Here is a 14,571-nt window from a genome sequence, read left to right on the forward strand (position 1 = left end):
TTAACTCTTATCATTTTTTTCATTACACTCTTCACTTTCTACAAAATTATGCGTTATTTAAAGCTATTTATTGCTTTGATATTTGTTCTCTCAAATCAAATATTTGCACAATCTGAACAGCACACTATTAGTGGCTATATTAAGGATGATGCTACCGGAGAGACATTAATTGGAGCAACTATTTACTCACAAGATGCCAAAGTCGGTGTAATTAGTAATCCTTATGGTTTTTACTCTTTGACTTTACCCGAGGGGAAACATAACCTATTAATCACTTTTGTAGGTTTTCAAACTTTTAAAAAAGAAATTGACCTAACTTCAAATCAAAAAATTGACATTAACCTTAAGGGTAAAGATGTTGAATTAGATGAAGTTATTGTGACAGGTGAACGTGAGGACGCTAATGTTTCTGAAGTTCAAATGAGTGCTCAAAAGTTAGAAATTGAAACCATTCTAAAACTACCAGCATTATTAGGAGAAGTTGATGTTATTAAATCAATTCAATTACTACCCGGTGTTAGTACGGTAGGTGAAGGTGCAACCGGCTTTAATGTTCGAGGAGGTGGTGTTGGCCAAAACTTGGTCCTTTTAGATGAAGCTCCCGTTTTCAACTCTTCTCATTTATTTGGATTCTTCTCTGTATTTAATCCAGATGCTGTAAAAGATGTAAAGTTATTAAAAGGTGGAATACCAGCTCAATATGGTGGTCGTCTTTCTTCAATTCTTGATGTAAGGATGAAAGAAGGGAATTCTAAACAACTTAAAGTACAAGGTGGTGTTGGTGTAATATTTAGTAGACTTACTGTAGAAGCTCCAATTATAAAAGATAAAATGTCTTTCCTTATTGGTGGACGTAGATCTTATGTCGACATTCTTGCAGGTCCATTTCTCGAAGACGATTTACAAGGTTCAAAGTTTAATTTCTGGGATTTAACTGCAAAATTAAATTACGATATAAATGAGAATAATAAAGTATTCCTTTCTGGATATTGGGGACGTGATACATTCGGAACTGCTTCACTATTTTCTTCTAGTTGGGGAAATGTAACAGGAACTTTCCGTTGGAATCATTTATTTAATGAAAAGCTATTCTCGAATGTAACGGCATACATTTCTGATTATGATTATGCTCTAGGTGTAAATGATGTAAGTGATAGTTTTAATTGGGAATCAAGAATTAAAACATATTCCGTAAAACCAGAATTCACTTGGTATCTCGGCACAAAGAATACCATCACATTTGGTGGACAATCAATTATATATGATTTCGCTCCAGGTACTACTACTGCAGTAAGTGGAGGTCAAGAGCTTCCTCCTTTTTCTCTTCAAAACCAATACGGTTGGGAGAACTCTATCTATATTGGTAATGATCAAAAGATATCTGATAAAATCTCATTACAATATGGGTTAAGGTTAAGTGCATTTACTTATATGGGACCAGGAACAACTTATGAATATTATCCTGCTGATGAACCTAATCAAAGACGTGAACCTATTCCTGGATCAGAAAAAGAATATGGAGATTGGGAACCAATAGAAACGCATACCAATTTGGAACCAAGATTGGCTGTTAAATATCAATTTAATGAGAAAAGTTCAGTCAAGGCAAGTTATAATAGAATGGCACAATACATTCATTTAATCTCTAATACAAGTGCTGCTTCTCCCCTTGATATTTGGTCGCCAAGTACAAATAATATACCTCCACAAATCGGAGATCAATATGCCCTTGGATATTTCAGAAACTTTAAAGATAACATGATTGAATTTTCAGGTGAAGTATATTATAAGCCAATTCAATTTTTGTTAGATTATGTGGATGGAGCGGATTTATTGTTAAATCAAAATCTAGAAGGAGATCTTCTACCTTCAAAAGGACGTGCTTATGGTTTAGAACTTTATGTAAAAAAGAACACTGGTAAATTAACAGGTTGGGTAAGTTATACCTTGGCAAGATCAGAACAAGCCACTGCAGGTGTAAATCAAGGAATTTATTATCCTACAAGATTCGATCAAACTCATAATGTTACAGTAAGTGGTTTTTATGAAATCAACAAAAGATGGTCTTTATCGGCTAACTTTAATTTTGTAACAGGCACTCCTACTACTTTCCCGACAAATCAAATACAAGTTCAGGGATATAGTGTACCACATAACGTAGATGGTGTAAGAAATAATCAAAGAATAGGATACTATCACCGCTTAGATTTATCAGCAACACTTAATGGAAAAAAGAAACCAGACCGAAGATGGGAACATTATTGGGTATTTGGATTTTATAATACCTATGCTAGAAAAAACCCTTATTCAGTATATTTCCAACCCCAAACAGAAAGATCGCCTCAAGGGGTACCTCCACCAAACCAAGCGATTCGTTTATCTGTAATTGGCAATATTATTCCTTCTGTATCTTATAATTTCAAATGGTAATGAAAAATTTCATATATATATCAACCCTTATTATTTCTTTCTTCTGCATTAGCTGTGAAGATGTTATTAATGTAGACTTAGAAACGGGAAGACCTCAAATTGTTGTTGATGGTTGGATCAATAATAAATTTGAATCTCAAAAAATTAGACTTCTTTCAACTTCTGGTTACTTTGATAACACTACTCCTCCATATATCGAAAATGCCACTGTCAGAGTTTTAGATTTAGTTAATAATAAAACCTTAAACTTTACGTATGATAGTGATGGATATTATACATGGACTCCTACTACTCTAGCAGATACATTGATTGTTAGACAACGACCTGGTGACTTTGATAGAGATGGTGATGGGTTATATGATAATTATTATAAGTTAGAAGTAAGTGTTGTATTCGATAATAAAGACCTTCAATTTGAGTCTTATACTTCACTAGAAAGAGTACCTTCTATTGACTCTCTTTTCTTTCAAACATCAAAAGGTGATACAGAAAAAGATGACCAAATATATGGAGAACTCTTTGCTAAAGATTTTGCAGGTCCTGCAGATTGTTACTGGATCAAAACTTGGAAAAACGATAACTTTTTAAATAAGTCTTCTGAGATGCTTTTAGCTTTTGATATTACTCCAGGTAGAAGTGATTATGGAAATATTCTAACACAAGCTACTCCATTTATTCCTCCCGTACGGTTAGGTATAAACCTAAGTATCTCTGAAGAAGAAGATGAAAGAGGCGAGAAAAATTATGAAGTAGGCGATTCGGTTTATTGTGAAATCCACTCAATGACAGAAAAAGCTTTTGATTTTATGAGTGCGTCTAGATCTGCAATGGCAAATGGAGGGCTTTTTGCTACTCCTTTAGCTAATGTGCCTTCAAACATCGTTGCTTCTAACAAAGATGCTGAAGGAATGGTCGTTGGAGTTTTCTGTGGTTCTGCAATATCTTCCCTCGGCTATCGTATTAATACTAAACCCCCTTATGATAATCGTAAATTATAAAGGAGGGCATTAAAGAATAGTCAGTAGATTTTTTATTATGTCAATTCAACAGGAAGTTGAAAAATTCAACCCATCAAGGGATCGTGTAGAAGGATATTATTCTGAAAGTTACAAAAGGATTGACCGAAGTATGCAAATTACCTTACTAGGTATGTTTGTATTAGCATTAGGCCTATCTTTTGAAACTGGTAAGTGGATTATTGCTTTGGGATTAGCCACAGCAAGCACAATATCTTATTTTATATTATTGTACAATAGTACTCAATCTACCTCACCTAGGTATATATTAGCTTTCACGTTTTATTTGTTTCAAGTACAGTATTTAATTGTATCTCCACAAATACCTTATGCTCAATTTGCGTTTTTTGGGGTACTTACTTTACTAACCATGTACCAAAGTTGGTCGGTCTTGACATTGTATTTTATACTTACGGTCATGACCTACATTTCTTTAGTATTACTAGGTACGGATATGTGGTTGACAACATTACTTTATGAAAGCCTAGAAAATAGATCCTACCATGGTTTTGTATCCATACCTTTAATCACTTTCTTTTATTTTGGCACTTGTCTTTACATTTCTGAGAATTTAAAAAAACAATCTTATCGTAATGCCAGATATGCTATTTTCTTAGAAGATCAAATGCATATTGAGGAAAACACCAAACTTGCACAAGATATCGCCAATGGTAAGTTATATGAGAACTACGAAATATTCGAAAATGACATATTAGGCAACTTACTAATCAGCATGCGTGATCAAGTAAGGCTTCAGAAAGAAAGCGTCGAGAAACAAGGGTGGATCGCTTCTGGCCTATCTTCAATAAGTGAGCTTTTACTCTCGGTCAAGGATATTAAAAAACTAAGCACTAAGACATTAAGGGAAATAACAGAATACATGCAGGCTACTTTAGGTGCTTTTTATCTCTATGATAAAGAAAATGAAAACTTAGTCATTACTGCTTGTTATAGTCAACATAGAAGAAAAAAAGTAGGTGATACTTATAATGTAGGAGAAGGCCAAGTTGGAGAAGTATTCTTAAAGAATTCTCCTTCCTTAATACAAGTTATTCCTGACGACTACACTCCTATTAATTCTGGATTAGGAGAAGCTAAACCAAAAAATATACTCATAGTTCCTTTATCAATTAAAAATGATGTTGTAGGCGTTATAGAAGTTGCTTCTTTAAGAGAGTTTTCGTTTGAAGAGAAGTCATTACTAACTGAAATAGCTCCTTCTATCGCATTAACTATAAGAACTATTCAATCTACTTCTAAGACAAATGAGTTATTTGAAGAAGCTCAACAAACTAATGCAACACTAGTTTCAAAAGAAGAATCATTAAAAGAAAACATGTTCCTTCTTCAAGAAGCTAAGAACCAAATGGAAATTAAGCAGACACAACTTGAGGAACAAGAGGAAGAAAGCTTATTGTTCTTTGAACGTGCATTAGATGCAATGATTGCCTTTGATGACGAAGGAAACATTCTTCGACTAAACCCAGCTGCATCACATATATTTCAGATTGGTATTGTTGCTGAGGATCAAAATATCAAAAATATTCTTGGGAAGAGTTACGAAAGAGCTCTTAATAATAGAAAAACAATGAAACTAAAGCGTGCCTCTGGAGAGGTATTTACTGCTCTAGTTTTTATAACAGAAATATCAAGAGATGATACCGTAAGACGAATTGCTTACATTCAAGATATTTCTGATCAAGATAAAAAAGAAAAAGAACTAAGAATTTTATTAGATAGAGCTCAAATAAAAAATGAGCAATTATCTTTACAAGAAAAAACGATGAAAGAGAGTTTAATGCTCAATATCGATATCCAAGAGAAATTAAACACTGCTAATAAAAAGGTAAGTGATCTTGAATTGGAAATCGGCAAACTTCATCAACAATTACGAGATAAGAATTAATGAACACTCCAACTTTGAATACAATATCAGTAGATGATTTTAAAGCTGCAATGAGAAAATTGACAGCTTCTGTTACTCTTGTAACAACTAATGGAAATGATGGCAAGGATGGCCTTACAGCTACAGCTATCACTTCCCTATCTGACACACCTCCAAGTATTATTGTCTGTGTTAATAAAGGTAGTTCTGCTCACGAAAGAATCCTTAATAATAAAACTTTCAATGTACATATCTTAAACGATACTCAAGATGATCTATCAAATTGTTTTGCTGGATTTACTGGTAAACATGGAGAAGATAAATTTAATGAGGGTAATTGGGAGGTCAATAATTCAAATATCACTCTAAAAGGTGCATTAGTAAATATGGAGTGCTCATTACAAGAATGTCACGATGGGTTTACACACCATATATTTGTTGGAGTAATAAAAAAAGTACAACTAAGCTCTGAAGATAAGCCTCTTCTTTATGGAGAAGGTAAATACACTACAACGAAATAGTTTACATAGACTCAAAATATTACATATTTGATCTTATATTAATATATCCTATTCATCTTCAATAGGATATATTTTTTTGCCTATTTTTATAACAACGCATAAACTTATTAAACCCCTGAATCAATTATACAATCAAATATTTTGAAATCAGCAAATAATGCTATTAAACATTCTCAAGCATATAAATAAAGTCATAAAACAAGATTTTTAATCAAAATTAGATTCATCAAATATTATCCGATTTATTGATTTTGCACTTAAACAAGATGATATTTATGTATCAAAGTGAAAATTTAAGTGCGAAATGCTTGATTTTAAGATTCATTATTATTTTATTTAAGTATTGGAACTATTTTTAACCATAAATAGAATGTTTTAATTGTATTTTTATACATGTCCAAAGTTTAAAAATAACAATAGAAAATTGTACAATTAGTATATTTTCAAATAAAACTTATACCCAATTACTTTGATAGGATATAATATTTCTCCCATTAATTTAGAATGACTATGATTGAAGAGTACAACAAAATTATTGAGTCTTTAAATATCAAATTCATTAGATCCAACAGTCTTAATGTAATTCGATCTGTAAAAGTCTCCAACTTTTACGACGTGCAAAACACGGTAATCCAAGTAAAGTCTGGTGTTGTCCAGATTAGTGAAACTGAAATTGCTAAAAAAGGCGAGCTTGTTTTTATACCTGGTGGTAAATCAGTAGAAATTGCTTTTGGTGATACAGATACAACAGAAGTATCAAATGAAAGCTTTATCAATGACAGAGATTCTTATTTAAGAAAAATCACTGATGATGTTTCTATACATGATATTCAAACAAGTTTTACTTCAGTTACATTTGATGCCAAAGCTTTTGATTCAGTAAACTTCTTCAATTCATTAGACATCCCTCCTTTTATTTTACCAGAACAGCCTATTGTTAATGATGCGATTGATAAAATCTACAAGGAATCATTAGGTGAAAAGCCTGGTAAAGATAGAATTGCTACCAACCTAACAGAATATGCTGTTATCGAGGTATTTAGACATGTACTAGAGAAAAAACTGTTTGTTGAGCAAATTGCGACTAACTCTAATTACTTCAAAGATCCTCGTCTTATTGATATTTTCAATTTCATCAAGGATAATCTTTCAAGTGATTTATCTAACAAGATATTAGCTAATGTTGCTAACGTATCAGAAGATTATGTTGGTCAGTATTTTAAAATGCTTACTGGTATTAATCCACAAGATTATATTGAATACCAAAGAATGGAAAAAGCTGTTGAGCTTTTAAGAACTTCAAGAAAAAGTATTCGAGCAATTGGATCTGAAGTAGGTTATAAAGATACTGCTTACTTCTGCCGTCGTTTTAAAATGATGTTCGGAATTCCTGCAGGCAAAATGAGAAGACGTGATTCATTGATGAACGTCTAATAAAAATATACGCAAAAGGTGGAGGCTCAAGTTTGAGCCTCTTTTTTTTGTCTAAACATTTTTAATGTCTATTCGTTTTTGTTCATGAATTTAAGGTAAACATTTTCTATTTTTGATACCTTAATTCAATTTTATCTTTATTTTTGCCACAATAAACTTTCTAATCAAAATTCAATATGCATAAGCACTGGTACTGTAATAATATAAACGCTTACAATCGCAGACAAACCGTAGAAGTAAACATTGGTGGAATTCCTATGGGTGGTAACAACCCTATTAGGGTACAATCTATGACCACTGTAGATACTATGGATACAGAAGGGTCTATTGAAGAAGTGATTCGAATGGTAGATTCTGGATGTGAATATGTAAGAATTACAGCTCCTAGTATCAAAGAAGCTCAAAACCTTAAAGCAATCAAAGATGGGTTAAAAGAAAGAGGTTATGATGTTCCATTAGTAGCAGATATACACTTTACTCCCAATGCTGCAGAGGTTGCTGCAAAACTTATCGAAAAAGTAAGAATTAATCCTGGTAATTATGCAGATAAAAAGAAGTTTGATTTCATTGAATATGATGATGAAGCTTATAATGCAGAATTAGAAAGAATAAGAGAGAAGTTTGTTCCATTGATCGAAATTTGTAAAGAATATGGAACTGCGATGAGAATTGGTACCAATCATGGTTCATTATCAGATAGAATTCTAAGTAGATATGGTGATACTCCATTAGGAATGGTAGAATCTGCACTGGAATTCTTAAGAATTTGTGATGATTTAGATTATCATAACATTGTTCTTTCAATGAAAGCAAGTAACACACAAGTGATGGTACAAGCCTATCGTTTGTTAGTCCAAAAAATGGAGGAAGAAGGTCTGAAGCCTTACCCTTTACATTTAGGTGTTACTGAGGCTGGTGATGGAGAAGATGGTAGAGTTAAATCAGCTGTTGGTATTGGTACTTTATTAGAAGATGGTTTAGGCGATACAGTTCGTGTATCATTAACTGAAGCACCTGAAGCAGAAGCACCTGTTGCTGCTGCACTAATCAATAGATATAATCAAAGAGCTGAAAAAGCTACAACAATCGCTACTTCTATTGATAGCAGTCCCAAAAATCCGTTTAAATATGAGAGACGTAAAACAATAGAAGTTGATACTTTTGGAGACCATAATGTCCCAAGAGTTATTGCTGATTTTTCTCAAGTAGAAGATATTCAAATGGCAGACTTGAAATCAATTGGTCACCATTATTTACCTGCTTCAGATAAATGGGGAATGTCTGATCATGGTGCTGATTTTATTTACACTGGTCAAAGCCCTCTTCCTTTCATGTCTCCCAATGGTATGAAAAACATTGTAGATGCTGATATTTGGGAAAATGACTCAAATACAATTCCTCTTTTTCATGTAGAAAGTTTTTCAAATTCTAATAAAAAGCATCCTACACTTAATTTTATACAAGGTGATATTCATTCTTTCTCAGATGAGTTCATATCTTCTATAAAAGATCACTCATCGATCGTTTTATGGATTCGTTCATCTAATGAACATGCCATGCCTGAACTAAGAAGTCTTTTCTTTAAATTATATCAAGCCGGAATTCAAACTCCTGTTATTATTGAAAGAGACTATCAAGATGTCAGTGCTGATGAATTACAATTGTATAGTTCGACAGACATTGGTGGTTTACTAATTGATGGCCTTGGTGATGGTGTTTTCTTAAAACCATTAAGAGCATCAAATAAAAAAGATTTAATTGATCATCTTACAACTAGTAACCGTTTAGCATTTGGTATACTTCAGGCGGCAAGAACTAGGATGACAAAAACGGAGTATATCTCCTGCCCTTCTTGTGGACGTACCTTGTTCGATTTACAAGAAACAACAGCAATGATTAGAAAAAGAACTGATCATTTAAAAGGGTTAAAAATTGGGATTATGGGTTGTATTGTCAATGGCCCAGGAGAAATGGCTGATGCAGACTATGGCTATGTTGGATCAGGAAAAGGTAAAATAACCCTTTATCGTGGTCAGGAAGTAGTAAAAAGATCTGTTCCTTCAGAAAAAGCAGTAGATGAATTAATACAAATTATTGATGGAGATGGAAATTGGTTTGAACCTGAATCATCTCAATTATAAATATTAAAAAGAAGCCTACATTTTAAGTGTAGGCTTCTTTTTTCACTTTACTCTTATATTCAAAGCCAAATTCACCCTCTTTAACAAAGCATTGCCACCCTATTCTTTTCTTGTAAAAATAAATTTCCTATCTTTGCACGCTGATTTGCACGTACTAGCTCTGCACATCATCATGAAATGTATTACACGTACTAGCTCTGTTATCATTTCATCAAATAAAATTATTCATAAATCTCTTATGTGACAGCACTAGCGTAAGAGTGTAAAAAGTGCTCATATTTATTATGTCAGAACAATCACAAGACTTCAACTGGGAAGAGTTTGAGAACTCTCAATCAGCATTCGGCGACGGTTACACAGCTGCTGAAAAAGAAGAAATGTTAAAAATGTACGAAGGTACATTGAACCAACTGAACGAACAAGAGGTTGTAAAAGCTATCGTAGTTTCAATCACTGATCGTGACGTAGTTTTGAACATTGGTTTCAAATCTGATGGATTGGTTCCTTCAAACGAATTCCGTGACACTCCAGACCTAAAAGTAGGTGATGAAGTTGAGGTATTTGTTGAGCAACAAGAAGACAATCATGGTCAACTTGTTCTTTCTAGAAGAAAAGCTAAAATCGTTCGTGCTTGGGAGAATATCCAAAGTGCTTTGGATAACGACGAAGTTATCGAAGGTGTTATCAAGCGTAGAACTAAAGGTGGTCTTATCACTGATATCTTTGGAATCGAGGCATTCTTGCCAGGTTCTCAAATTGATGTGAAGCCTATCCGTGACTTCGACGTATTTGTAGGTAAGAAGATGGAATTGAAAGTGGTTAAAATCAACCACGCAAATGATAACGTTGTTGTTTCTCATAAGATCCTTATCGAGAAGGATTTGGAAGAGCAAAAACAACGCATCTTGAACAACCTAGAAAGAGGTCAAATCTTGGAAGGTGTGATCAAAAACATGACAAACTTCGGTGTATTCATCGATTTAGGTGGTGTAGATGGTCTTCTTCACATTACAGACATCTCTTGGGGTCGTATTTCTCATCCAGAGGAAGTATTGCAGCTTGACCAAAAAGTTAACGTTGTTGTACTTGACTTTGATGATGACAAGAAACGTATCTCATTAGGTATGAAACAACTTACTTCTCATCCTTGGGATTCTCTTGGTGAAGATGTTGAAGTTGGAGCTAAAGTTAAAGGTAAAATCGTTAACGTTGCTGACTACGGTGCGTTCTTAGAAATCATGCCTGGTGTTGAAGGTTTGATTCACGTATCTGAAATGTCATGGTCACAGCACTTACGTAACCCTCAAGACTTCATCAAAGTTGGTGACGAAATCGAGGCTGTAGTGTTAACTATCGACAGAGAAGAGCGTAAGATGTCACTTGGTATCAAGCAATTGACTGAAGACCCTTGGACTAAGCAAGATTTATTAGACAAGTATGCAGTAAGCACTAAACACACTGGTGTTGTTCGTAACTTGACTAACTTTGGTTTATTCTTAGAATTAGAAGAAGGTATTGACGGTCTTGTACACGTTTCTGATCTTTCTTGGACTAAGAAAATCAAGCACCCATCTGAGTTCATCAAACAAGGCGAAAAACTTGAAGTTATCGTTCTTGAAATCAACCCAGAAGAGCGTCGTCTTGCTTTAGGTCATAAGCAACTTGAAGAGAACCCTTGGGAACACTTCGAAACTGTATTTACTCCTGATTCAGAGCATAAAGGTACTATCATCTCTAAATCTGATAAAGGTGCAGTAATCGAACTTCCTTACGGTATCGAAGGTTTCGCTATGGCGAAAAACTTGAAGAAAGAAGACGGTTCTACTCCTGAAACTGGAGAGTCATTAGACTTCAAAGTTTTAGAATTCTCGAAAGATGATAAGAGAATCTTACTTTCTCACTTACACACTTATGCTGAGGTTGCTGCTCCTGTAAAGAAAGCTGCTCCTAAGAAAGGTGGTAAAGCTCAAGCTGGATCAAACGAAGAAGCTACAACTTCTTTAGGTGATTTAGATGCTTTAGCTAACTTGAAACAACAACTTAAAGACAAAAAATAATCGAAAGATTAAGTCTTAAAGTTTAAGAATACAGGTACGCCCTCCTATTAATTTAGGAGGGCGTTTTTATTATATAGACTTTTTACTAATATGGTATGTTAATTCAATATTAAGGTTGCGTATATTTAATCTTGTTAACCTATACTATTACACTGAATACCAATACCTTACATTGTTTTATCAAAAACATTTCAAAAAGAAATTTTTTGTTTTGTTATAAGATAATAGTTTTGCGCTAAGATTATTTAAGTTATTTAAAGTTTTGGACTCTTATTATTAAGTCAGTTTAAGACTATATCGAACACAGAAACATATAAACATTTAATAAATAGGACTTTACGTATTTGTATTTGATTTATACAAAGAAGTATTTAAGAAGATTTTACATTAAGTATCAATTTTAAAGTAGTAATCAACCCTATTTTTTATATTAGTTTTAATTAAGAATTCATTAACACTTTTGTAAATAAATAATCTATTCATTATAACTCTTTTATCTTATTTCAATTTATGAAAAAGACAATTTTGTTGCTTCTTAGTGTACTCCTTTCAATCACTACTTTTGCACAAGAAGCTACCACAATCATTAAAGGTATCGTCATTGAAAAAGAAGTTAACCAACCTGTAATTGGTGCTTCAATTGTAATCAAAGGCACTACTGTAGGAACGACCACTGATTTTGATGGTAACTTTAGTTTAAAAACATCAAAAACAGGAACGGTGACCTTAGACATTTCATTTGTTGGTTTACAAACAATAGAAATGGAAGTAGATTTAAATGGTTCTACAATTGATCTTGGTGATCAACTCATGGAATCAGATGCTATTGGTTTAGCTGAAGTAGAAATTATTGCATCAGTTGCTGTTGACAGAAAAACACCAGTTGCTGTATCTACTTTGAAACCAGAAGTTTTAGAAGAAAAATTAGGATCTCAAGAATTTCCTGAAATTCTAAAATCAACTCCAGGTGTTTATGCCACTAAATCAGGTGGTGGATATGGTGACTCAAGAATTAACCTTAGAGGTTTTTCTTCTGAAAACATTGCAGTAATGATTAATGGTGTACCCGTTAACGACATGGAGAATGGTTCGGTATATTGGTCTAACTGGGCTGGTTTATCTGATGTAACTCGTAGTATGCAAGTACAACGTGGTTTAGGTGCTTCTAAAGTAGCTGTTCCTTCTGTTGGTGGTACTATCAATATCCTTACAAAAACAACAGATGTTAAAAAAGGAGGAAACGTGATGTATGCTATTGGTAACAATGGTTATAATAAATTAAGTTTCACTGCATCAACAGGTCAAACTGAAAATGGTTGGGCTGTCACTCTTTCTGGTTCAAAAACAGAAGGTAATGGCTTTGTTGATGGAACATCATTCATTGGTTATTCATACTTTGCCAATATCTCTAAGCAAATCAATGCTTCTCATCAATTATCATTTACTGCTTTTGGTGCTCCGCAATGGCACGGACAAAGAAGAAATAAAATGAATCTAGCAGAATACAAAGCTTCTGGTAGAGGATTAAAGTACAATGGAGACTGGGGTTACAAGAATGGTCAAGAATACCACGTTTCTAGAAATTACTACCATAAACCTCAAATCTCATTGAATTGGTTCTGGAATATCAATGATAAGATGGATTTAGCTACTGTTATTTATTCTTCATTCGGACAAGGTGGTGGATCTGGTAGTGCAGGTGTAGATAAGTTCTCTCCTTCATTCAGTAATCCATACAGAAAAGACGGTCTTATCGATTTTGATAGAATCGTTGATGAAAACGATGCAAGAGGTAGACAAGGTTCTGAAACTATCTTAAGAAATTCAGTAAACAATCACTCTTGGTACGGTGGTTTATCTACCTTAACAAATCAATTATCTGATAAATTAACTTTAACAACGGGTCTTGACATCAGATATTATGAAGGAAATCATTACAGAGAAGTTAAAGACTTATTAGGTGGTCAATTCTATTTTGATCCATCTGTAGGAGGTGCTGAACCTGGTGCTGTAGGCGCTGAGAGAAGAGCTGTTAAAGTTGGTGATAAAATCCAATACAATAATGATGGTAATGTTTGGTGGCAAGGTGTTAATGCTCAATTAGAGTATTCTGATGATAAATTATCAGGGTTCGTATCTTTAGCAGCCTCTAATCAATCTTTTAGAAGAATTGATTATTTCCAATATAGACCAGAAAATCAAGCAACTGATTGGCAAAATTATTTTGGATATAATGTAAAAGGTGGTGCTAACTATAATATTGATTCTCGTCACAATGTATTTGCTAATGCAGGGTATTTCTCAAGACAACCATTCTTTAATTCAGTTTGGCCAACTTTCAACAACAATACTAACGAAGGTGTTGTAAATGAAAAAGCCTTGAGTTTTGAAGTAGGATATGGTTATAGAAGTAAAATAATCTCTGGTAACGTTAACTTATACCATACGACATGGAAAGATAAATTCTACAGAGCTTCAGTAAGGCCTGACGGTTCATCTGTATCTTACTCAGCTAACATTCCTGGTATTGATGCGGTTCACTCAGGAATTGAGTTAGATTTCGTTATCAGACCAAATGATAAATTAAACATCACTGGTATGTTATCTATTGGTGATTGGAAATGGGATAAAAACGTTTTAGATGTTCCTGTCCTAGATGATACACAACAAGTGATTGGTACTGTTGATGTTTATGCAGAAGGTATTCGTGTTGGAGATGCAGCACAAACAACCGCAGCTTTAGGTATTAACTATATGATTATTGGTGGTTTAAAAATTGGTGCTGACTGGAATTTATATGATAGATTATACGCTGACTTCAATGTAACTCAATTAAATAGTCCTGAAAGTAGTGTTGATGCTTGGCAAGTACCTACTTATAATTTATTTGATTTAAACTGTAGCTATAGATTCCCTATGGGACCTTTTAATGCTACATTTATTACTAAAGTAAATAACGTATTTAATGTAGAATATGTATCTGATGCATTTGATGGAGCAACTCATGATTTCCAAAGTGCACAAGTATTCTATGGTGCAGGTACTACTTGGTCTACATCATTAAAAGTTCAATTCTAATTAGAGATA

Annotated in this window: 8 protein-coding genes; all 8 read left to right on the forward strand. The window is 33.6% G+C overall.

Annotation, left to right across the window (positions count from 1 at the left end):
* Positions 1 to 48: 48 nt before the first annotated feature.
* The 8 genes from NH26_RS04465 (at position 49) to NH26_RS04500 (ending at position 14,562) form a co-directional block, all read left to right on the forward strand.
* Positions 49 to 2,430, forward strand: coding sequence for a TonB-dependent receptor (locus NH26_RS04465; RefSeq protein ID WP_044222144.1), 2,382 nt, complete (start codon positions 49 to 51; stop codon positions 2,428 to 2,430).
* Positions 2,430 to 3,428, forward strand: a complete 999-nt coding sequence (locus NH26_RS04470; protein WP_158021884.1) for a DUF4249 family protein — start codon at positions 2,430 to 2,432, stop codon at positions 3,426 to 3,428. Before NH26_RS04465 ends, NH26_RS04470 begins: the two co-directional genes overlap by 1 nt.
* Positions 3,429 to 3,465: 37 nt before the next feature.
* A complete protein-coding gene (locus tag NH26_RS04475; RefSeq protein ID WP_044222151.1) occupies positions 3,466 to 5,352 on the forward strand; it encodes a GAF domain-containing protein in 1,887 nt (628 codons plus the stop codon).
* The gene (locus NH26_RS04480; protein ID WP_052431948.1) at positions 5,352 to 5,852 is read left to right on the forward strand and encodes a flavin reductase family protein; all 501 of its coding nucleotides are present in this window, start codon (positions 5,352 to 5,354) and stop codon (positions 5,850 to 5,852) included. Before NH26_RS04475 ends, NH26_RS04480 begins: the two co-directional genes overlap by 1 nt.
* Positions 5,853 to 6,365: 513 nt before the next feature.
* On the forward strand, positions 6,366 to 7,286 hold the full coding sequence (locus tag NH26_RS04485) for a helix-turn-helix domain-containing protein (protein WP_044222568.1): 921 nt from the start codon (positions 6,366 to 6,368) through the stop codon (positions 7,284 to 7,286).
* 176 nt (positions 7,287 to 7,462) lie between these two features.
* The gene (gene ispG / locus NH26_RS04490; RefSeq protein ID WP_044222153.1) at positions 7,463 to 9,427 is read left to right on the forward strand and encodes a (E)-4-hydroxy-3-methylbut-2-enyl-diphosphate synthase; all 1,965 of its coding nucleotides are present in this window, start codon (positions 7,463 to 7,465) and stop codon (positions 9,425 to 9,427) included.
* A 284-nt stretch (positions 9,428 to 9,711) separates the two neighbouring features.
* Positions 9,712 to 11,484 carry a 30S ribosomal protein S1 gene (gene rpsA, locus NH26_RS04495; RefSeq protein WP_044222155.1) on the forward strand — a complete coding sequence of 591 codons (1,773 nt, stop codon included), beginning with the start codon at positions 9,712 to 9,714 and terminating at the stop codon, positions 11,482 to 11,484.
* A gap of 510 nt (positions 11,485 to 11,994) precedes the next feature.
* Positions 11,995 to 14,562, forward strand: coding sequence for a TonB-dependent receptor (locus tag NH26_RS04500; protein ID WP_044222158.1), 2,568 nt, complete (start codon positions 11,995 to 11,997; stop codon positions 14,560 to 14,562).
* The last annotated feature ends 9 nt before the right edge of the window (positions 14,563 to 14,571 follow it).

The sequence above is a fragment of the Flammeovirga pacifica genome (assembly GCF_000807855.2).
Classification (GTDB): Bacteria; Bacteroidota; Bacteroidia; order Cytophagales; family Flammeovirgaceae; genus Flammeovirga; species Flammeovirga pacifica.

What these genes read in the sequence shown, in the direction of transcription:
- NH26_RS04465 (WP_044222144.1), top strand. Translation starts at nt 49, where the DNA reads ATGCGTTATTTAAAGCTATTTATTGCTTTGATATTTGTTCTCTCAAAT.
- NH26_RS04470 (WP_158021884.1), top strand. Translation starts at nt 2,430, where the DNA reads ATGAAAAATTTCATATATATATCAACCCTTATTATTTCTTTCTTCTGC.
- NH26_RS04475 (WP_044222151.1), top strand. Translation starts at nt 3,466, where the DNA reads ATGTCAATTCAACAGGAAGTTGAAAAATTCAACCCATCAAGGGATCGT.
- NH26_RS04480 (WP_052431948.1), top strand. Translation starts at nt 5,352, where the DNA reads ATGAACACTCCAACTTTGAATACAATATCAGTAGATGATTTTAAAGCT.
- ispG (WP_044222153.1), top strand. Translation starts at nt 7,463, where the DNA reads ATGCATAAGCACTGGTACTGTAATAATATAAACGCTTACAATCGCAGA.
- rpsA (WP_044222155.1), top strand. Translation starts at nt 9,712, where the DNA reads ATGTCAGAACAATCACAAGACTTCAACTGGGAAGAGTTTGAGAACTCT.
- NH26_RS04500 (WP_044222158.1), top strand. Translation starts at nt 11,995, where the DNA reads ATGAAAAAGACAATTTTGTTGCTTCTTAGTGTACTCCTTTCAATCACT.